The organism is Agrococcus sp. TF02-05, assembly GCF_017565345.1.
Taxonomy (GTDB): Bacteria; Actinomycetota; Actinomycetes; order Actinomycetales; family Microbacteriaceae; genus Agrococcus; species Agrococcus pavilionensis.
This window is the reverse complement of the sequence record NZ_JAGEKO010000004.1, coordinates 197,570-216,434: the sequence shown is the minus strand read 5'-3', so window position 1 is coordinate 216,434 and position 18,865 is coordinate 197,570. Positions and strand designations below refer to the sequence as shown.

Here is an 18,865-nt window from a genome sequence, read left to right as displayed (position 1 = left end):
GGCCTTGCCGTCGCGGAAAGATACCGTGCTGGCCATGCCAGGGTTCGCAGGTCTCGGGACGTCGCTCGTCCTCATCGTCGCCGTCGTGCTCTGGGTCGCATACCTCGTGCCCGTGTGGACGCGGAAGCGCGAGTACCTCGCGACCGAGCGCAACGCCATCCGGCTGCAGCAGACGCTCCGCATCATGGCGGAGTCGCAGGAGGCGCCCGAGGAGGTGCGGCTCGAGGTCGACGCCCGCACGGTCGCGGTGCAGCAGAAGGCGGTCGCCAAGGAGCAGCGCCTCAAGCAGGCGCTCGAGCACGCGAAGGCCGTCGCTCGCGCCCGCGAGCTCGACGAGCAGATCAAGGCGGTCGAGCGCGAGGTGCGCGCGGCCGTGAAGTCGTCGATGTCGCGCACGCAGCGCTTGCGCCGCACGCGCCTCGCGTGCTTCGCGCTCGTGCTCGTCGCGCTGCTGGGCGTCGTCGCCGGAGCGCTCGTGCCCGCGATGCAGGTGCTCGTCGCGGTCAGCGCCGCCGTCGCGGTGCTCGGCGTCGTGGGGCTCGTGGCGGTCAACGCGTCGGCGCAGCGGATGCGTCGGGTCGCGGCGTCGACGGCGCCCCAGGTGCGCACGCTCGTCGAGGCGCGGAAGGTCGCCGCCGAAGCGGTCGCGGCCGAGGAGCGGGTGGCCGAGCAGGTCGTGGCGCGCCAGTCAGGTCGCGTCGACCGGCTCGCGACGGCCGAGGTGCTCGAGTCGCGCTCGTGGTCGCCGCAGCCGGTGCCGGAGCAGCGCGCGCGCGTCGAGTACAAGGCGAGCGACGACCTGCTGCAGCGTGCCCGCGAGCAGCTCAACGCCGACCGCCGCGCCCTCTCGGGACCGGTCGCGCGCGTGACGCGGCTCGAGCCGAGCTTCGACGAGATCGTCACGGGCGAGATCGCGCAGGCGCCGACCGAGACGGAGCGCCGGCTCGCGCCGACGCAGCCCGCGCTGCCCATCCGCGAGCTGCCCGTGCGGGAGGCGGTCGCGCAGGCCGAGGCGCTCGAGGTCGTGCGCGCCGAGGAGCCGCTCGAGACGCAGCAGGACGAGCACCCCATCCGTCGAGAGCAGCCGGCCCGCCGAGCGCCCGCGACGAGCGGCTCGCGCTTCGCCTCGATGGGCCTCGTCGACGACGACCTCGCGGACGTCGACGTGCACGCGGCGTTCGCGCGCCGCGTGGGCTGAGCCCCGGGGCCGTCGGCTCAGGCCTGCACGAGCTGCACGCGCGCGGCGTCGGGCCGCCGCGTCGCGACGTGGCGCGGCACCGTCGACGAGATCAGCAGCCCCGCGAGCAGCAGCACGAGCGCGGTGAGCGAGCCCGTCCAGGGCGGCTCGCCCGCCGATGCCGCCCGGAGCCCCAGGAGCGTCGCCTCGACCGCGGGGTTCGCGGCGACGGCGAGCAGCACGAGCACGGGCACCGCGGCGATCGTCCCGGCGGTCCAGTGCGTCGCGACCGCCCGGAAGGCGGCGTAGAGCGCCACGACGAGGGCGAGCGGCCACAGCGACCCGATCCAGCCGGTGGGGCCGGCATCGCTGATCGCCGCGCACGCGGCGGCGGGCTCGCCCGTCGCGGGCAGCCCGAGACCGGCGCACGGCTGCCACGTCAGGAAGACGATCGCGGCGAGCGCGAGCCCGCTCACGATGGCAACGGTGCTGGTGACGAAGGGGATCGCTCGGTCCATGACCATATGCAACAGCGTTCGGTAACACTGATCGACAACCGCGCGCTCAGCGTTTCCCGAGGGCGCGCCGCGGCGGTCGCGGCTCGATTTCGCCGAGCGGCCCCGCGTCCTATACGCTGTTCCAGTCCGGGCCCGTGGCGCAGTTGGTAGCGCGTCTCGTTCGCAATGAGAAGGTCGGGGGTTCGATTCCCCCCGGGTCCACAGACTGGAGAGCCCCGCTTCGGCGGGGCTTTCTGCATGTCGCCGCGCGGGGGAGGATGGCGACGTGAAGCGAGCGCGGGTGACGAGCAGCGTGCTGCGCTCGATCGGCTACGACAAGGGCTCGAGCACGCTCGAGGTCGAGTTCGAGGACGGCGACGTCTACCGCTACTTCCTCGTGCCCGCGCGCGTCTACGCGGGGCTCATGGCTGCCGCCGACGCGGGGGAGAGCGTCGGTCGCTACTTCAACGAGCACGTGAAGGCGCCCGGCTACCCGTTCGAGCAGCGCTGAGCCGGCTCGGGCGAGTCGTGCGGTCCTTCAACGCGCCTTCCCAGCCGCGCGGAGCACGATGGCGGCATGAGCGACTTCAAGGTCGGCGACCACGTCAGCTGGAACTCCGAGGCGGGCCGCGTGCGCGGGACGATCACGAAGGTGCACAAGCGCGACTTCGAGTTCATGGGGCGCACGCGGCGCGCGTCGAGCGACGAGCCGCAGTACGAGGTCAAGAGCGACAAGACCGACCACCTCGCCGCGCACAAGGGGTCGGCGCTGCGCAAGCTGCAGAGCTGAGACCGGCGCGCTCGCCGCAGCACGACGAACGGGACCCCTCTCACCGAACGGGACCTGGTGCACAGGCTCCCGCTTGGTGGACGGGGTCCCGCACCGGGCTGAAGGAGGCGGGTCAGAGGCGCGGCGCGACCACGAGCGCGACGATCGCCGCGAGCGGCACGACGAACGCGAGCGTCAGGTGCGCGACGGCGAGCCCGAGGCCCCAGCTGGCCGGGATGCGGCTGGCACGCGCATCCGTCGCCTCGTGGTTGCCGGTGACGCCGAGCCACGTCGCGGCGATCGAGAGGCCGAAGCTCGCGATGCACAGCGCCGCCCACAGCGCGGTCTGCTCGTGCACCACGAGGTAGGCCGCGAGCGACGCGAGCCAGGCGACCCACGCCCACAGCGCGGATCGCAGCGACCATCGACCGAGGCGCTGCGCTCGGGTCACCGCTCGCGTGACGAGCGTCCCAAGTGCCGTCTCCAGCGCATCCGTCTCGCGTCGCAGCGGCAGGGGAGCGGTGACGGTCGGCAGCCGGGGGCTCGAGGCGGGCCGCGACGCAGGCGGAGGCGCGAAGCGCTGCGATGAGGGCCGCGTGGCGCTCGCGATCGGCCGCTGCCACGGTGCAGTGCCCGCCGATGCGCCGGGCCTCGGCCGACTGCTCGCGCCCTTGCCCGAGCGGGGCTTCCGCGGCACCGGCTTCGCGGCCGGGTCGAACGTGAGCCCGGCGAGCTCGCGGATCCACACCTCGTGCAGCGGCCGCTGGCCCGTCGGCGGCAGGCTGCGCAGCCACGACTGCAGCTCGAGCGCGTTGATGACGAGCACGTCGCCCTTCCACGCGGCGCCGGCGACTTGCGCGCCCGGGTCCATGAGCACGATGACCGCCTGCACGCGGTGCCCCGAGAGGTACTTCTTCCACTTCGCGAGCTGCTTGGGCGCCTTGACGTCGCCGCCCGAGAAGGGCTGGCCGTTGCGCACGAAGACCATCGTCTCGGAGTCGCGCATCGCGACGTCGTAGGTCATGCGCGACTGCCCGTCGAAGCCCTTCCAGAGCTTCGCGTCCATGAGGAAGAACTGGCCGCCGGCGTAGAGCAGCTGATCGACGTCGCCCGTCTCGCTCGGCAGCTTCACCGAGTGGAACAGGAACATCCCGGGCGTCGCATCGACGACCTGGCGCGTGAGGCCGGCGAGCCGCTCCTCGCCCAGCTTCCCCTGGTGGGCGCGCTTCGCCGGCAGCGCCCGGCCCGCGCCGATCAGCGCGGCGCCCGGCGTTCCGAAGACCCGCTGCTGCAGCGGGCTCGCGGCACCCGCTGAGGATCGGGCGCTCACCGCTCGACCGAGCGGAGGGGGCGGATGCGCGCGGGCGCGCTGGGCAGGACGGCATGGCGCGATGGCGCGAAGTGCATCGGTGGACTTCCTCGAGACGTGACTCCGGCTGGGGACCGGTGCGCTCATTGTCACCCATTCGCGACGCATCCGGGTAGCGCGCTCGCGGCAGAGTGCCGACACTCTGCTGTTCTGAGGGCGAAGAACAGCAGAGTTCCGGCACTCTGCGGGCGCCGTGCCGAGCGCGACGCGGGCTGAGCGGCTACGCGGTCGGGGCGGCGTCGCGGTCCGCGTCGCGATCGCGCAGGATCGCCGGCAGCACGATGTGCGCGTCGGGGATCATGCCGGGCGTCACGCGCTTGCGGAACACCCAGTAGCTCCACGCCTGGTAGCCGAGGATGATCGGCAGGCTCACCGCCGTGATGACCGTCATGACGCCGAGCGTGTAGGGGCTGCTCGACGCGTTCATGAGCGTCAGGTCGAAGGCCGGGTCGATCGTCGAGGGCAGCACCTTCGGGAAGACGCCCGCGAAGATCGCCGCGACCCCGAACACCCCGAACGCCGCGTAGCCGGTGAACGCGAGCCCCTCGCGGCGCCGCCGCGCCTGCGCCCAGCCGCAGTAGCCGCCGATCACCGCGAGCAGCACGAGCGCCCACGAGAGCAGGTTGCCGCCGTGCTCGAGCTGCACCCAGACGGCCCAGATCGCCGCGGGCACGAGGCACACGGGTGCCCACCGCGCCGCGAAGTCCGCCGCGCGCGACCGCACCGACCCATCCGCCTTGAGCGCGAGGAACGTCGCGCCGTGCGCGAGCGAGAAGCCCACGACCGCGAGCCCGCCGACGATCGCCGGCCAGCCGAACCACACGAACGGCCCGCCGACGCGGTCGCCGTTGCCGTCGATCGGCAGCCCGAGCGTCGTGAGCGCGAGCATCGCGCCGACGCAGAAGGCGGCGATGAGCGAGCCGATGCCGATGCCGGCCGTCCACGCCGAGCGCCACCGCTGCGTGTGCACCTTGCCGCGCCACTCGATCGAGACCGCCCGCAGGATGAGCCCGACGAGCGCGAGGGTGAGCGGCACGTAGAGGGTCGAGAAGAGGGATGCGTACCACTCGGGGAAGGCCGCGAACGTGCCGGCCCCCGCGGTGATGAGCCACACCTCGTTGCCGTCCCACACGGGCCCGATGGTGTTGAGCATGACGCGGCGCTCGCGCTCGTCGCGCGAGGCGAACAGCATGCGCATGCCGACGCCGAGGTCGAAGCCCTCGAGCAGCAGGTAGCCGATCCAGAGCACGGCGATGAGCACGAACCAGGTGATGGCGAGCGGTTCCATGGCGGATGCCTCCAGTGCGGTCGGGCGGATCAGTAGCGGACGCGGTCAGTAGGCGAAGGCGAGCACGTCATCCCGCGCGCCGCCCGGCCGGTCGTCGGGGTCGTCGCCCGCTTCGTGGCGCGAGGCGAGCTCGGGCATGGCGCTCGCGACCCCGCCGCGCACGTACTTCACGAGCAGGAAGATCTCGACGACCATGAGCACGGCGTAGACGGCGGTGAGCGTGATGACGGAGAAGAGCAGCTCGCCGATCGTGACGCCGGGGGAGACGGCCGCGGCGGTGAACATGAACACCCCGTCGATGCCCGAGGGGTCGGGGTTCGGCGCCACGACGAAGGGCTGGCGGCCGATCTCGGTGAAGATCCAGCCGGCGATGTTGCCGGCGAACGGCGCGAAGATCCCGAGGATCGCGAGCCGCATGATCCAGGGCGACGACGGCACGGTGCCGCGGCGCGTGAGCCACAGCGCCACGAGCGCACCGAAGGCGGTGATGCCGCCGAGGCCAATCATGAGCCGGAAGCCCCAGTAGGTGACCCACATCGGCGGCACGTAGTTCACCTCGGTGCCGGCGAACGAGCCGTAGAGCTCGTCGTCGGGGATCGTCTCGCCGTACTGGTTCACGTACTGCGGCTCGAGGTCGGTGATGCCGGGCATGTCGGCGCCCCACTCGCCGGTGCCGAGGAAGCCGAGCACGCCGGGGATCTCGATGAGCGTGACGACGTCGCGGCAATCGGTCGTGCCGGGGTCGCCGATCGAGAGCACCGAGAACGACGAGCCGGTGTGGCACGCGGCCTCGGCGGAGGCCATCTTCATCGGCTGCTGCTCGTACATGAGCTTGCCCTGCCAGTCGCCCGTGAGCGCGGTGCCGCCGAAGGCGACGATCGCGACGACCGCGCCGGCGCGCAGCGACCAGAGCCAGACCCCGTGGTCGGTGCGGTCGCGGCCCGGCACCGACGCGGCCTCGCCGACGATGACGCGACCCGACGCATCCACCCGGTCGATGCCGTCGTGGCGCCGCCGCCAGAGGTGGTACCAGGAGATGCCGATGAGGAACATGCCGGCGACGATGAGGGCGCCGAAGATCGTGTGGGTAAAGGCGGCGATCGCGGTGTTGTTGGTCAGCACCGCCCAGATGTCGGTCATGACGGGGCGGCCCTCGGCGGTCATCTCGACGCCGACGGGGTGCTGCATCCACGAGTTCGCGACGATGATGAAGTAGGCCGAGAGCCACGAGCCGATCACCGCGCACCACAGCGCCGCGAGGTGCAGGCCCTTGCGCAGGCGCCCCCAGCCGAAGATCCAGATGCCGAGGAAGGTCGACTCGGCGAAGAACGCGAGCAGCCCCTCGAGCGCGAGCGGGGCGCCGAAGACGTCGCCGACGAAGCGCGAGTACTCGCTCCACGCCATGCCGAACTGGAACTCCTGCACGAGGCCCGTGGCCACGCCGAGGATGAAGTTGATGAGGTAGAGCTTCCCCCAGAACTTCACCATGCGCAGGAACTTCTCGTCGCCGGTGCGCACCCAGATCGACTGCATGACGGCGATCGCCATGCCGAGCCCGAGCGTGAGGGGCACGAGCATGAAGTGGTAGACGGTCGTGATGCCGAACTGCCACCGGGCGATGTCGAGCGCTTCCACGCCGACCCTCCTTCGCTACGCTGAGTTCTACGCCGCGTAGAACCACTTCTACACAGCATAGAAGAAGTTCGACTCGTTGTAGAATTGATTTCTCGACGGATGCGTCACACTGGCCCGGGAGGCACGATGCGGAAGAACATGCCCGCGCTCGGCGAGCTCGAGCGCGTCGTGATGGACGCCGTCTGGGACTCGACGGAGGCCCTCTCGGCCTACGACGTGCAGCAGCAGCTCGAGGCCGCCGGCCGCCCGCTCGCGGCGACGACGCTGCTGACGGTGCTCTCGCGGCTCGAGAAGAAAGGCTTCGTCGCCTCCGACCGCACGGTGCGGCCGTACCGCTACTCGCCGGTCGCCTCGCGCGCCGACCACGTCGCCGAGCTCATGCACGAGGTGCTGGGCGAGTCGCGCGACCGCATGGCCGTGCTCGAGCGCTTCGTCGGCGCGGTCTCGGAAGAGGATGCCGCCGTGCTGCGCAAGCTCCTCCGCGGCGACGGCTGAGCGGATCGCGCTCGTGCCCGTGCCGCCGACCGCCGCTGCCGCGGTGCTCGACGGAGCCCTCGTGATCCCGCACGGCGCGATCGTGTGGGGCGCGGCGATGCTGTGGCTCGTGGCGCTCATGCTCGCGTGGCCCGTGCCGGTGTGGCTCTCGCGCGCGGCGTGGCCCATGCGGGCACCCGTGATCGCGCTGCTCGTGTGGCAGGCGGTGGGACTCGCGGGAGGCCTGTCGATGATCGGCGCGCTCGCGCTCACGGGCTTCGCGATCGCGCCGAGCCAGCCGTGGCTCGCGGTCGTTCCGGCGGCGGTCTTCACGATCTACCTGCTCTCGCACCTCGCGGTGACGATCGTGCAGGTCACCGCGCAGCGGCGCCGCCACCTGCAGCTGCTCGACATGCTCTCGTCGCCGCACCCGACGCGGGCGCGCACGCGCGTGCTCGACGACGCGGTGCCCGTCGCCTACTGCCTGCCGCGCGGCGCCGGCTCGGTGACCGTGCTGTCGCAGGGGCTGCTCGACCGGCTCGACGCCGACGAGCTCGTCGCGGTGATCGCGCACGAGCGCGCCCACGTCGAGCAGCGGCACGACCTGCTGCTGCTCGCGTTCCGCGCCTGGCGCTCGGCGCTGCCGTGGTTCCCGGTCGCGGCGCTCGCCGACGCCGAGGTCGCCGCGCTCGTAGAGATGCTCGCCGACGACCACGCACGCCGCGAGGTGCGCGACGAGGTGCTCGCGCGGGCGATCCTGCAGGTCGGTGCGAGCGGCGTGCCGGGGGCCGAGGTCGACGCGGCGGGGTCGTCGCGGGGGAGCGACCGCTTCAAGCGGCTCGTGGCGTAGCGCTCGGGCCGGGCGCCGGCTGTCGGGGCGCCTTCGCGCGCGCGTGTGTGCACGCTCTTGCGGCTTGGGCGCGCTGCAGACCGCAAGTCGGTGCACATCGCTGCGGCTGGAGACGCACCTCGGTCATCGGTGTGCACGCTCTTGTGGCTTCGGCGCGCCGCGGACCGCAGCAGCGTGCACATCGTCGCGTCGTGCGAGTCAGGGGAGGCGCACCACCGCGTCGGCCGGGAGCCGGTCGTCGTGGCGGTGCGAGACGAGCACGACGACGCGGTCGGCGGTCGCCTCGCGCACGTCGGCCATCATCGCCGCGGCCGTCGGGGCGTCGAGGTGCGCCGTCGGCTCGTCGAGCAGGATGACGTCGGCGCGGGTCAGCAGCGCCCGCGCGACCGCGAGCCGCTGGCGCTCGCCACCCGACAGCGCCGAGCCGCCCGCGCCGACGCGCGTGTCGAGGCCGTCGCCGAGGGAGTCGACGAGCCGCGCGAGCCCCGCCTGCTCGAGCGCCTCGCGCATCGCGGCGTCGTCGGGCGCATCGTCGCGCGTGCGCGCGAGCAGCAGGTTGCCGCGCAGCGTCGAGTCGAAGACGTAGGCGTCCTGCGGGCACCAGCTGACGCGCGAGCGCCAGGCGCGCTCGTCAAGGTCGGTGAGCGGCACGCCGTCCGCCGCGCTCTCCGACAGGTGCAGGGCGTGTCGCTCCGAAGCGTCCGCCATGTCAGCGACTCGCCCTATCTCTGCGGCGGGGGAGACGGTGGCGGGGGCGGCAGCGGCGCGCACGGCGCCGCGCTCCACCGGCAGCGCGCCCATGATCGCCGAGAGCAGCGTCGACTTGCCCGAGCCCGAAGGGCCGTCGAGCACGAGCCAGCGGCCCCGCTCCGCGCGGCCCGACACGTCGGCGACCGCGGGCCGCGGCATGCCGGGGTAGCGCACGCTGACGTCGTCGAGCGAGACGGCGGCGACCGGCGTGGGCGGCTCGGCGTCGCCCCACGCCGGCTGCGGCGCGGGCCGCAGCACGGGCGCGAGCCGCGCGAGCACCGCGCGCAGCGCCGGCACGCGGTGCGCGGCCGCGACGAGGTCGCCGAGCGGCTCGAGCAGCGCGAGCGTGAGGAGCGCGATGACGGATGCGGCTTCGGCCGTCAGCGTCGGGGCCAGCACGGGCACGAGGCATGCGAGCGCCGCCAAGGCGGCGGTGACGACGGCCGAGCCGAGTCCCGCGGCCCACGCGCCGCGCCGCTCGGCGGCCGAGAGCTGCGCGCTCGCCTCGTCGAGCTGCGCGAGCGCCGCGCCCGCGACGCCGTTGCCGCGGAGGTCTGGCGCGGCGGAGGCGAGCGCCGCGGTGCCTCGCACGATCCGCGACCGGGCGCCGACGCGGGCGGCGGACGCGCCGCGCTCCGACCAGATGGCGAGCGCCGACGCGACGATCGTCGCGATCGCGAGCGTCAGCACGACGATCCACGTGAGCTGCGGCGCGACGAAGGCGGTCGTCACGCCGGTGCCGGCGATCACGAGCACGCCGACCGCGATCGGCGGCAGCACGCGGGGCAGCTGGTCGCGCAGCTCGTCGGCGAGCGTCACGAGGTAGTCGAGCGGTGCACCGCCCTCGAGCAGTCGCCGCGAGCCGGCGCCGCGCGCCGCGATCGACCGCCACAGCCGCACGCGGAGCAGGTCGACGACCTTGAACGCGGCATCGTGGGTCAGCAGCCGCTCGGCGTAGCGGCCGACCGAGCGGAAGATGCCGAACGCGCGCACGCCCACGATCGCGAGCAGCAGCATCATGATGTGCTCCTCGATGCTCGCTCGCACGATGAGCCAGCCCGAGACGGCGGTGAGCGCGAGGCCCATCGAGACGGCGATGACCGCCATCGCGATCGAGCCGGCCCAGGATGCGAGGTGCGGGCGGATGAGGGAGCGGATGGTGAGGCGCGGCCCGCTTCCTGCGCCCGTCGCGCCGCCTGCTACCGCGACCGGGGCTTCGAGACGCGTGCGGCCTGCGGCCGCGCGCTCCTCAGCCAGCGATAGGGGAGCCGCGCGCTCCTCAGCCAGCGGTAGGGGAGCCGCGCGCTCCTCAGCCAGCGGTGCAGAGGCCAGCGGAGCGGCGCCGACCGGCACGGTCATGGTCGCGAGCGCCGTCGTCTCGGGCTCGTGGCTCGCGAGCACGACGACGGCGCGGTCGGCGCGGCGGAGGATCGCGGCGCGCACGCGCTCGGCGGAGGCGCGGTCGAGGTGCGCGGTCGGCTCGTCGAGCACGAGCAGGCGGGCGCCGGCGTCGACGCGCGCGAGGGCACGGGCGACGGCGAGGCGCCGCTGCTCGCCGGGGCTGAGCTCGGCGACGGCCGCGTCGGCGACGTGACCGAGCCCCAGCTCGTCGAGCGCGGCGAGCGGATCGGCGCCGTAGAGCGCGAGCTCGGCGCGGGGTGAGTCGGCGAACGCGCGCGGTGCCTGCGGGGCCCAGCCCACCGCATCCGCCCCCACGCCGTGCACGCTGCCGGTGACGACGGCGTCGGCGGGCAGCGCCCCAGCGAGTGCTCCCAGGAGGGTCGACTTTCCCGCACCGGACGGCCCGGCGATCGAGACGATGCCGGTCAGCTCAGCGGTGATGCCGGCGAGGGTCGGGGCGTCGCGGCCGGCGTACTGCACCGAGAGGCCCTCGAGGCGGATCGGCCCGGAGCCGGAGCGGCCCCGCACGTCGGCGGGCGCCGGCCGCTCGAGGATCGCCTGCGAGCGGTCGAGGGCCGAGAGGCCGTCCTGCGAGGCGTGGAAGGCGGTGCCGACCTGCCGCAGTGCCGCGTACGCCTCGGGCGCGAGGATGAGCGCGACGAGGGCGGGCTCGAGCTCCATCGTGCCGTTCAGCAGCCGCAGGCCGAGGAAGACCGCCACGATCGCGACCGAGATGGTCGCGACGAGCTCGAGCGCGAGCGCCGAGAGGAAGGCCCAGCGGAGCGTCTCCTGCGTGCGCTCGCGGTAGCGGCCCTGCAGCTGCTCGAGCGCCTTCGCCTGCTCGTCGACGCGACCGAGCCCGACGAGCACCGGGAGGCCGCGCGCGAGCTCGGCGAGGTGGTCGGCGAGCCGGGTGAGCGCCGTGAGCGCCTCGTCGGTGCGCTGCTGCGTGTGGCGGCCGATGAGGATCATGAAGAAGGGGATGAGCGGGACCGTCACGACGATGATGACCGCGCTCAGCCAATCGGCGCCGAGCACGCGCAGCCCGACGAGCAGCGGCACGACCGCGGCCGCGATCGTCGCCGGCAGCGACTGCACGTAGTAGTCGTCGAGGTCGTCGAGCCCGTCGGCGGCGAGCACGGCGGTGCCGCCGCCCGCGGCGTCGCCCGCCGCGATCTGCCGCCACAGCCGCCCGCGGATGCGCTGCTTCACCGACGCCGCGATGCGCCGCGCGACGACCGACGTCGCCCACTCGGCGCCCGCGCGCAGCAGCGCGCCGGCGATGCCGAGCACGACGATGAGCCGCGTGGTCTCGGCGGCGAGGTCGCTGGCCGCGAGCGCGCCGATGCCGCGCGCGATCGCCTCGGCAACGAGCACGAGCCCGGCGGCGCGGAGGGCCGTGAGCAGTCCCAGCAGGTAGACGGGCCCCTTCGGCACCGGCCCGAGCGCGGGCGGGCGGAACCGGGGTGCGGATGCGGTGCGCTCGGCCTCGAGGACCCACGGGTCGACGCTCGGGGCCCGGGTCTCCCGCTCGTCGGCACGCGACGCATCCGTCGTCTTCACGGTCGTCTCGGCGGTGTCAGACTTCGGGCGCGGCACGGTTCCATCGTCCCACTCCCGCCCATGCGGCGCCCATGATGGCGACGGCGCGATGACCCCGGCGCGCGACTACCGATGTCGAAGGCGTGATGCATGATGCCCGCATGCGCACAAGGGTCAGCATCGATTTCCGAGCTGCTCGCCGCGGCGCAGGTGCGCGCGCGGCTGATCCACAACGACGTGCCCGATGCCTACGACGCGGCCATCGCGCTCGAGCAGGGCGCGACCGTCGTCACGGCCGATCGCGGCTTCGGCCGCTTCGGGGCGAAGACGCTCGTTCCGACCGCCGACTGACCCCGGTCCGGGTCAGGCCGGCACCGTGAGCCGGCTGCGCCGGCTCACGAGCATCACCGCGACGGCCACGGCGGCGATCGCGGCGGTCGTGAACGTCGCGGCGGCGTGGTTCGCGACCTCGGTCGAGCCGCCGGGCGCGAGCGCGTAGAGCGCCGAGACGACGCCGACGCCGACGGCGGTGCCGGTGCGCTGCGCGGCGGTGATGAGCGCGGAGGCGATGCCCGCGTCGCGCGGCTCGGTCTGCACGAAGGCCGCATTGGTGTTGGGCCCGACGAAGAGCCCGACGCCGACGCCGATCGCGAGCAGCGGCGCGGCCACGACCGGCAGCGTGATGGCCGAGGGCGGCAGCGCGGCGAGCAGGGTGCCGACGAGCGCGAGGCTCCCGGCGATGAGCGCGAGCCCGACCGTGACGGTGCGCACGCCGAAGCGGCGGCTCACGCGCTGCGAGGCGAGCGCCCCGGCGACCGAGCCGAGCGCGAAGGGCGTGACGACGACGCCCGCCTCGAGCGGCGCGTTGCCGAGCGCGTCGATCCACAGCAGCGCGAGCATGAGGAACGAGGCGGTGAAGGCCGCGAAGCCGAGGAACGTCGTGATGATGCCGATCGGCAGCGCCCGCTGCCGGAAGAGCCGCAGCGGCACGATCGCGAACCGCTCCCGGCGCTCGCGCGCCCGCTCCCAGCTCGCGAAGCCCGCGAGCAGCGCGAGCCCGGCGGCGAGCACGCCGAGGTTCGCCGCGCTCACGCCGCTGCCGAGCGCGAAGGGCAGCACGAGCGCGGTGATGCCGATGCTGAAGAGCAGCAGCCCGAGCGGGTCGCGCCCGCGCACGCCGAGCGGCGTGCCGCGCGGGATGACGAGCGCCGCCGCGATCGCCGCGACGGCCCCGAAGGGCACGTTGACCCAGAAGACGAGGTGCCAGCCCGACTCGCCGCCCACCTCGAGCAGCAGCCCGCCGAGCATCGGCCCGACAGCGCTCGCGGCGCCGAAGACGGCGCCCATGATCGCGAACGGCCGCGCCCGCTCCCGCCCGGAGTAGAGCAGCTGGATGAGCGCGTTGAGCGGCGTGAGCACGAGCCCGCCCGCGATGCCCGAGAGCACGCGGCCGAGGATGAGGTGGGTCGGGTCGGGCGCGAGCGCGCACCACGCGCTCGCGAGCGTGAAGACGGCGACGCCGACGATGAAGACGCGCTTGTGCCCGTAGCGGTCGCCGAACCGCCCGGCCGGCAGCAGCACGAGCGCGAACGCGATCGTGTAGGAGGTGAGGATGAGCGTCTGCTCGACGGGATCTGCGCCGAGGCCCTCGCGGATCGACGGTAGCGCCACGTTGATGCTCGTGACGCTCATGAGCGTCAGCGCCGTCGGCAGCAGCAGCACGGTGAGCGCGAGCCAGCGGCGCTTCGGCTGCGCCTGCGCGCCCTCCGCGCGCGAGGTGGCGGGCGGGTCTGGCAGTCGCGTCATGGGGGCCTGGCCTCACTCTAGGGATGCCTCGCGCGATGCCGCAATGACGGGGGAGCGGGGATGCGTCCGGGCGGTGAATCCGAGGACCGACGGTCGGCGACACGGCGCTCGCGCGCCGCTGCGACAAATCCTCAGGACTGCCCCAGGAGTGCTTGGGTTTCCCCGATCGGGGTACATCCCTCCTTTATGTTTCGAAACATGTCGTTCGCCGTCCGGCGCCGTCCCGTCCCCGCGAGGGAGGATCGCGTCTTCCGCATCCTCACCGTCTGCACGGGCAACATCTGTCGCTCGCCGCAAGCGGAGCAGCTGCTGCGCGTGCGCGTGCCGCAGGCCTTCGGCCGCGAGGAGATCGCGGCGCTGCACGTCTCGAGCGCCGGCACCGCGCCGAGCGAGGGCGCCCCGATGGACCGCTGGGCCATCGACGAGGCCGTGCGCCTCGGCATCACCGACACCGACCACCACCGAGCCCTCCGACTCGACCGGTCGATGCTGCTCGAGGCCGACCTCGTGCTCGGCATGACGCGCGAGCACCGGCGGGTCGCATCGGGTCGGCGCGGGGCGCCGCCCGAGCGCGCGTTCACGCTCGTCGAGTTCCGCCTGGTCGTCGAGGCGCTCGCGAAGCGGGGCTCGGCCGCCGGCGTCCCGCCGCTCGGGGAGGACGGCTTCGCAGCGTTCATGCGCCGTCTCGTCGCGGCGGCCGCCGCCGCTCGTGACAGCGTGCGCATGCCGAAGCCCGAGCTGCTGCTCGACATCATCGACCCCTACCGCTTCGACGCCGACGTGTACCGCCGCTCCGCCGACGCCATCGATCGCAACGTCACGCAGCTCGCGACCGCGATCGCCACGCTCGCCCGCGGCGAGACGGCGCCGCCGCAGGACGACGACCTCGTCGACGTCGACACCCTCACCCCGTCGCAGTCGCGCGGCCTCATCCGAGCCCTCGCCGACCTCCGGGAGCAGCGCGAGTCGCGCCGCGAGCACTGATCGCGCGGCTCAGACCGCGAGATCGGCCACGACCGCGAAGTGGTCGGAGGGGTGCAGCCCTTCGACGGTCTCTGCGACGACGGATGCGCTCCGCACCTCGGGCGCGCGGCCGCCGGCCGAGGGGCGCACGAGCACGTAGTCGATGCGGCGATCGAGCTGCTTGACCGCACCGAGCGGTGCGTCGGGGTGCTCGCTCGAGAGGGTGACGCCCTCGTCGGGTGCGCGCTCGGCCGCCGTCCACGCATCCGTCATGACCTCGAGCAGCGGCGCGAGCTCCGGCCCGTCGGGCGGCGCGTTGAGGTCGCCGATGAGCACGACCGGCAGCGGCGACTCGAGCGCCGCGAGCTCGAGCACGAGCGCGGCGAGCTCGCGCGTCTGCGCGACGTGGTCGTCGGCGAGGTGCGCGTGATGCTCTGCGCACGTGCACACGACGCGCAGCGGCCCGAGCGGGTGGTCGATGACGGCCACGAGCGCGACGGGTGCGACGTCTCGGCTCGAGGGCAGCGTGCGCGTCCACGAGTCGAGGATGGGCCAGCGGCTGAGGATCGCGAGCCCGAGGTCGACGCCCTCGTGGTCGGGCGACTCGGGCTCGTCGGGCAGGTCGGGCAGCGAGGGCCCGGCCCACTGGCTCTGCAGCCCGAGCCGCTCGGCGAGCGCGGCGGCTTGCGACTCCTCGCGCGTCGCCCACGACTCCTGCAGGCCGATGATGTCGGCGTCGAGGCGCTCGAGCGTCGCGGCGATGCCCTCCTGCCGCTCCTCCCAGCGCTCGCCGAAGCGCCACCACACGTTCCAGGTCATGACCCGCAGGAGCCGCAGCGATCGCATCCGCGTCACTCCTCGAGCCAACGGCCGTCGCGCATGAGCGTGCGACCGGGCAGCTCGTCGACCTCGCGCCACGACTGCACGCGCTGCGGCGTCACGAGGTACCAGCGGAACCCGGCCGCCTGCCGCGGGTCGAACCCCGCGTGCTCGGCGAAGGCGTCCGCCCGCTCGGTCTGCATCGCGTCGAGCGGCAGCGAGGTCGCGACGCCGTCGATGACCGTCACGTCGCGCGTGAGCCCGACCGCGATGCGCACGCGCCCGTCGCGCTCGAGGCTCGCGCCGGTCGGGCTCTGCGCATTCGTGGCGAGCAGCAGCGTCTCGCCGTCCCAGTGGTGCGAGAGCGGCACGAGGTTCGGCTCGCCGTCGGCGCCGGCGGTCGCGACCCAGACGTCGACGTCGTCGACGAGCCGGCGCTCGGCGTCGCTCCGGCGTTCCGATCGAGAGCGAGGCGACGTCATGCCTGGAACGTACCTCGCGCACCCTCCCCGCTCGAGTGGCTGAGGCAATCCTGACGCTGTTCCGCGGCTGCGGCATGCCCCACGAGGCTTACCGTGGCGCCGTGGCACACCTGGTGGTGACGGCGATGCCGTTCGCGGGGCACGTGCGGCCGATGACGGCGGTCGCCGCCGCGCTCATCGCGCGCGGCCATCGGGTGTCGGCCTACACGGGGGCCAAGTACGCGGATGCATTCACGGACATCGGGTGCCAGGCCGTCACGTGGAGCGCGGCGCGCGACTTCGACGACCAGCGGGTCGCGGAGGCGTTCCCCGGCGCCGGGCAGCCCGGCTACCGCGGGATGCTCGCGAACCTACGCGACCTCTTCATCGGCACGGCGCCGGGCCAGGTCGCCGACCTCGAAGCACTGCACCGGCGCGATCGCTTCGACGCGATCGTCGGCGACGCCATGGCGGTCGGCTCCGGCCTCGCCGCCGAGGTGCTCAACAAGCCGTGGGTGGCGGTGTCGGTCGTGCCACTCGCCGTGCCGAGCCGTGACCTGCCGCCGCCGGGCATGGGGCTGCTGCCCGCGACGAGCTGGGCGGGGCGGCTGCGCGACACGGTGCTGCGCGCGGCCGTGCCGCGCATCATCGCGCCGCTCGACACCGCGCTGCGGGCGGTGCGCGACGAGCTCGACCTCGGGCCGGGGCTGCCGTTCGACGAGGCGCTGCTCTCGCCGCAGCTCACGCTCGCGACCGGCTGCGCGTCGCTCGAGTTCCCGCGCAGCGACATGCCCGAGTCGGTGCGCTTCGTCGGCGCGCTCGTGCCCGCCGGGCCGCCGATCGCACCGACGCCGCCGTGGGCCGAGACGCTCGCGCTCGAGCCACGGCCGGTCGTGCTCGTCACGCAGGGCACGCTCGACGTCGACCCGCACGAGCTGCTGCTGCCGAGCCTCGAGGCGCTCGGAGCGCTCGAGGTGCGCGTCGTCGGCACGACCGCTGGCGCCCGCGTCGATGCGACGGTGCCGCAGAACGCGCGGCTCGTCGACGTGCTGCCGTTCGAGGCGGTGCTGCCACACACGGCGGTCGTCGTCACGAACGGCGGCTGGGGCGGGGTGCTCGCGAGCCTCGCGCACGGCGTGCCGCTCGTCGTCGCCGGCGGCACGCTCGATAAGCCGGACGTTGCGGCGCGCGTCGGCTACTCGGGCGCGGGCATCGACCTGCGCACCGGCAGGCCGCGGCCTGCGCGCATCGCCGAGGCGGTGCGCGAGGTGCTGCGCCGGCCGCGCTACCGCGAACGGGCCGCGGCGATCGCCGACGAGCTCGCCGCGCTCGGGGGCGCCGACCGGGCGGCGGAGCTCGTCGACGAGCTGCTCGCCGCCCGGTAGGCGCTCACGCGGCGGTCGACCCGTCGGGCTTCGGGATCACCGTCAGCACCCGCCGCACGAAGTCGTCGAGCGCGCGCATGTAGGTCGAGAGGAACTCCCTCGTCGACTCCACCGTGATGTTGTCGTCGTCGTCGACCAACCCGTCCTTGTACTGCACGTACGCCTCGATCTCGTTCATGAGCGGCGCGTTGCAGAACGACATGATCGTCTTGAGGTGCTGCTGCCCGACGGCGGTGCCGATCGCGCCGGGAGAGGTGCCGATGATGCCGACGGGCTTCCGCGACAGCGCGTTCTCGCCGTAGGGCCGCGAGGCCCAGTCGATCGCGTTCTTGAGCGCGCCCGGCACCGAGCGGTTGTACTCGGGCGTGACGATCAGGATGCCGTCGGCCTGCGTGATCTGCCGCTTGAGCTCGAGCGCCTCGGGCGGGTAGTCGCCGTCGCGGTCGTGGTCGTAGAGGTCGAGCTTGTCGATCTCGATGAACGAGCACTGCAGGTCGTCGGGCGCGATCTTGATGAGCGCGCGGGCGAGCCGGCGGTTGATCGACGACGCGGAGATGCTGCCGCAGATGACGCCGATCGTGTACGGGGGTTCGTGGTGGTACGTCTCAGCCATGGCGCCAGCATGGCCCCGGATGCTGGGAGTGTCGAGGGTCAGTCTCGGTAGCCGCGCGGGTTGCGCTCCTGCCAGCGCCACGCATCCGTCACCGCGTCGTCGAGCGAGCGGGTCGCGCGCCAGCCGAGCCGCTCGTGCGCGAGCGTCGGGTCGGCGGTCGAGACGGCCGCGTCGCCCGTGCGCCGCGCGACGACCTCATACGGCAGCTCGCGCCCGACGGCGCGCTCGAACGCGCGCAGCACTTCGAGCACCGAGGCGCCGCGGCCGGTGCCGAGGTTGACCGTCAGCACGCCCGGCTCGAGCGCCTCGAGCGCGGCGACGTGCCCCTCGGCGAGGTCGAGCACGTGGATGTAGTCGCGCACGCCCGTGCCGTCGGCGGTGTCGTAGTCGTCGCCGAAGACGCGCAACCGCTCGCGCTCGCCGGCGGCGACCTGCGCGATGAACGGCATGAGGTTGTTGGGGATGCCCTTCGGGTCCTCGCCGATGTCGCCCGAGGGGTGCGCGCCTACAGGGTTGAAGTAGCGCAGCACCGCCGCCTCGAGCGCGGGGTCGGCGGCGGCCGCGTCAGCGATGATCGCCTCGATCATCGCCTTCGTGCGGCCGTAGGGGTTGGGCAGGTCGATGCCGACGGGCGCGTCCTCGCGCAGCAGCTCGCCCGGCTGCTCGTAGACGGTCGCCGACGACGAGAAGACGAAGCGGCGGATGCCGTGGGTCGCCATGGCCGCGAGGGTCGCGATCGCGGTGCCGAGGTTGACGCGGTAGTAGGTGAGCGGCTGCTCGACCGACTCGCCGACCGCCTTGAGCCCGGCGAAATGGATGACGGCGTCGATGCGGTGCTCGGCGAGCACGCGGCCGACGAGCGCGGCGTCGCCCGCGTCGCCGACGATGAGCGGCATGGCCGCGCCCGCGAGCCGCTCGGCGCGGCGCACCGCCTCCTCGCTCGCGTTCGAGAGGTCGTCGAGGATGACGACGTCGTGCCCGTGCTCGACGAGCGCGATCGCGGTGTGGGAGCCGATGAAGCCGGCTCCGCCGGTGAGCAGCACGCGCATGGCACTCCTGGGGTCGG

18 protein-coding genes and 1 tRNA gene are annotated in these 18,865 nt (G+C 73.7%); 9 read left to right on the top strand and 10 right to left on the bottom strand.

The annotated features are described in order from the left end of the window. The first annotated feature begins 34 nt into the window (after positions 1–34). Positions 35–1,198, top strand: coding sequence for a hypothetical protein (locus JQT67_RS04880; protein ID WP_208063759.1), 1,164 nt, complete (start codon positions 35–37; stop codon positions 1,196–1,198). A gap of 17 nt (positions 1,199–1,215) precedes the next feature. Here the strand turns inward: JQT67_RS04880 and JQT67_RS04875 are convergent, their stop codons facing one another. Further along, positions 1,216–1,695, bottom strand: coding sequence for a hypothetical protein (locus JQT67_RS04875; protein WP_208063758.1), 480 nt, complete (start codon positions 1,693–1,695; stop codon positions 1,216–1,218). Positions 1,696–1,823: 128 nt separating this feature from the next. On the opposite strand from JQT67_RS04875, the gene JQT67_RS04870 reads away from it, so the two are divergent. The 3 genes from JQT67_RS04870 to JQT67_RS04860 all read left to right on the top strand — a co-directional run bounded on the left by JQT67_RS04870 (position 1,824) and on the right by JQT67_RS04860 (position 2,464). Next, positions 1,824–1,896 (top strand) — tRNA-Ala (locus tag JQT67_RS04870). Between the two features lie 64 nt (positions 1,897–1,960). Beyond that, positions 1,961–2,185, top strand: coding sequence for a KTSC domain-containing protein (locus JQT67_RS04865; protein WP_208063757.1), 225 nt, complete (start codon positions 1,961–1,963; stop codon positions 2,183–2,185). A gap of 66 nt (positions 2,186–2,251) precedes the next feature. After that, positions 2,252–2,464, top strand: coding sequence for a DUF2945 domain-containing protein (locus JQT67_RS04860; RefSeq protein ID WP_208063756.1), 213 nt, complete (start codon positions 2,252–2,254; stop codon positions 2,462–2,464). Between the two features lie 112 nt (positions 2,465–2,576). On the opposite strand, the gene JQT67_RS04855 is transcribed toward JQT67_RS04860, so the two are convergent. From JQT67_RS04855 to JQT67_RS04845, 3 genes are all read right to left on the bottom strand, one after another. Continuing rightward, a complete protein-coding gene (locus JQT67_RS04855; protein ID WP_208063755.1) occupies positions 2,577–3,773 on the bottom strand; it encodes a hypothetical protein in 1,197 nt (398 codons plus the stop codon). 259 nt (positions 3,774–4,032) lie between these two features. Further along, positions 4,033–5,100 (bottom strand): cytochrome d ubiquinol oxidase subunit II, encoded by a 1,068-nt coding sequence (gene cydB, locus JQT67_RS04850; RefSeq protein WP_208063754.1) that lies wholly within the window; start codon positions 5,098–5,100, stop codon positions 4,033–4,035. 45 nt (positions 5,101–5,145) lie between these two features. Continuing rightward, positions 5,146–6,735: a cytochrome ubiquinol oxidase subunit I gene (locus JQT67_RS04845; protein WP_208063753.1), complete on the bottom strand. Its 1,590-nt coding sequence runs from the start codon at positions 6,733–6,735 to the stop codon at positions 5,146–5,148. 138 nt (positions 6,736–6,873) lie between these two features. On the opposite strand from JQT67_RS04845, the gene JQT67_RS04840 reads away from it, so the two are divergent. Together JQT67_RS04840 and JQT67_RS13730 are read left to right on the top strand one after the other, a co-directional pair. After that, the gene (locus JQT67_RS04840) at positions 6,874–7,230 is read left to right on the top strand and encodes a BlaI/MecI/CopY family transcriptional regulator (protein WP_208063960.1); all 357 of its coding nucleotides are present in this window, start codon (positions 6,874–6,876) and stop codon (positions 7,228–7,230) included. 13 nt (positions 7,231–7,243) lie between these two features. Beyond that, entirely contained in the window at positions 7,244–8,059 is an 816-nt protein-coding gene (locus JQT67_RS13730; RefSeq protein ID WP_208063752.1) for a M56 family metallopeptidase, read from the top strand. Between the two features lie 198 nt (positions 8,060–8,257). Here JQT67_RS13730 and JQT67_RS04830 read toward each other — a convergent pair whose 3' ends face one another. Beyond that, a complete protein-coding gene (locus JQT67_RS04830) occupies positions 8,258–11,809 on the bottom strand; it encodes an ATP-binding cassette domain-containing protein (protein WP_208063751.1) in 3,552 nt (1,183 codons plus the stop codon). Between the two features lie 93 nt (positions 11,810–11,902). Here JQT67_RS04830 and JQT67_RS04825 point away from each other — a divergent pair, with 93 nt between their 5' ends. Beyond that, entirely contained in the window at positions 11,903–12,103 is a 201-nt protein-coding gene (locus tag JQT67_RS04825) for a hypothetical protein (RefSeq protein ID WP_208063750.1), read from the top strand. Between the two features lie 12 nt (positions 12,104–12,115). Here JQT67_RS04825 and JQT67_RS04820 read toward each other — a convergent pair whose 3' ends face one another. After that, complete coding sequence (locus tag JQT67_RS04820) at positions 12,116–13,558, bottom strand: MFS transporter (protein WP_208063749.1); 1,443 nt, start codon at positions 13,556–13,558, stop codon at positions 12,116–12,118. A gap of 198 nt (positions 13,559–13,756) precedes the next feature. On the opposite strand from JQT67_RS04820, the gene JQT67_RS04815 reads away from it, so the two are divergent. Beyond that, on the top strand, positions 13,757–14,542 hold the full coding sequence (locus tag JQT67_RS04815; protein ID WP_208063748.1) for a hypothetical protein: 786 nt from the start codon (positions 13,757–13,759) through the stop codon (positions 14,540–14,542). Positions 14,543–14,551: 9 nt separating this feature from the next. Here JQT67_RS04815 and JQT67_RS04810 read toward each other — a convergent pair whose 3' ends face one another. Together JQT67_RS04810 and JQT67_RS04805 are read right to left on the bottom strand one after the other, a co-directional pair. Then, positions 14,552–15,367 (bottom strand): endonuclease/exonuclease/phosphatase family protein, encoded by an 816-nt coding sequence (locus JQT67_RS04810; protein ID WP_208063747.1) that lies wholly within the window; start codon positions 15,365–15,367, stop codon positions 14,552–14,554. 5 nt (positions 15,368–15,372) lie between these two features. After that, positions 15,373–15,822, bottom strand: a complete 450-nt coding sequence (locus JQT67_RS04805; protein ID WP_208063746.1) for a pyridoxamine 5'-phosphate oxidase family protein — start codon at positions 15,820–15,822, stop codon at positions 15,373–15,375. Between the two features lie 101 nt (positions 15,823–15,923). Here JQT67_RS04805 and JQT67_RS04800 point away from each other — a divergent pair, with 101 nt between their 5' ends. Continuing rightward, positions 15,924–17,186 (top strand): glycosyltransferase, encoded by a 1,263-nt coding sequence (locus tag JQT67_RS04800; protein ID WP_208063745.1) that lies wholly within the window; start codon positions 15,924–15,926, stop codon positions 17,184–17,186. 4 nt (positions 17,187–17,190) lie between these two features. On the opposite strand, the gene JQT67_RS04795 is transcribed toward JQT67_RS04800, so the two are convergent. After that, positions 17,191–17,799 (bottom strand): NADPH-dependent FMN reductase, encoded by a 609-nt coding sequence (locus tag JQT67_RS04795; protein WP_208063744.1) that lies wholly within the window; start codon positions 17,797–17,799, stop codon positions 17,191–17,193. A 38-nt stretch (positions 17,800–17,837) separates the two neighbouring features. After that, positions 17,838–18,848: a UDP-glucose 4-epimerase GalE gene (gene galE / locus JQT67_RS04790; RefSeq protein ID WP_208063743.1), complete on the bottom strand. Its 1,011-nt coding sequence runs from the start codon at positions 18,846–18,848 to the stop codon at positions 17,838–17,840. Between the last annotated feature and the right edge of the window lie 17 nt (positions 18,849–18,865).

Excerpts from the sequence above, each read along its gene's own strand:
- JQT67_RS04880 (WP_208063759.1), top strand. The coding sequence starts at position 35 with ATGCCAGGGTTCGCAGGTCTCGGGACGTCGCTCGTCCTCATCGTCGCC.
- JQT67_RS04875 (WP_208063758.1), bottom strand. The coding sequence starts at position 1,695 with ATGGACCGAGCGATCCCCTTCGTCACCAGCACCGTTGCCATCGTGAGC.
- JQT67_RS04860 (WP_208063756.1), top strand. The coding sequence starts at position 2,252 with ATGAGCGACTTCAAGGTCGGCGACCACGTCAGCTGGAACTCCGAGGCG.
- cydB (WP_208063754.1), bottom strand. The coding sequence starts at position 5,100 with ATGGAACCGCTCGCCATCACCTGGTTCGTGCTCATCGCCGTGCTCTGG.
- JQT67_RS04840 (WP_208063960.1), top strand. The coding sequence starts at position 6,874 with ATGCCCGCGCTCGGCGAGCTCGAGCGCGTCGTGATGGACGCCGTCTGG.
- JQT67_RS04825 (WP_208063750.1), top strand. The coding sequence starts at position 11,903 with ATGATGCCCGCATGCGCACAAGGGTCAGCATCGATTTCCGAGCTGCTC.
- JQT67_RS04820 (WP_208063749.1), bottom strand. The coding sequence starts at position 13,558 with ATGACGCGACTGCCAGACCCGCCCGCCACCTCGCGCGCGGAGGGCGCG.
- JQT67_RS04815 (WP_208063748.1), top strand. The coding sequence starts at position 13,757 with ATGTCGTTCGCCGTCCGGCGCCGTCCCGTCCCCGCGAGGGAGGATCGC.
- JQT67_RS04810 (WP_208063747.1), bottom strand. The coding sequence starts at position 15,367 with ATGCGATCGCTGCGGCTCCTGCGGGTCATGACCTGGAACGTGTGGTGG.
- JQT67_RS04805 (WP_208063746.1), bottom strand. The coding sequence starts at position 15,822 with ATGACGTCGCCTCGCTCTCGATCGGAACGCCGGAGCGACGCCGAGCGC.
- JQT67_RS04795 (WP_208063744.1), bottom strand. The coding sequence starts at position 17,799 with ATGGCTGAGACGTACCACCACGAACCCCCGTACACGATCGGCGTCATC.
- galE (WP_208063743.1), bottom strand. The coding sequence starts at position 18,848 with ATGCGCGTGCTGCTCACCGGCGGAGCCGGCTTCATCGGCTCCCACACC.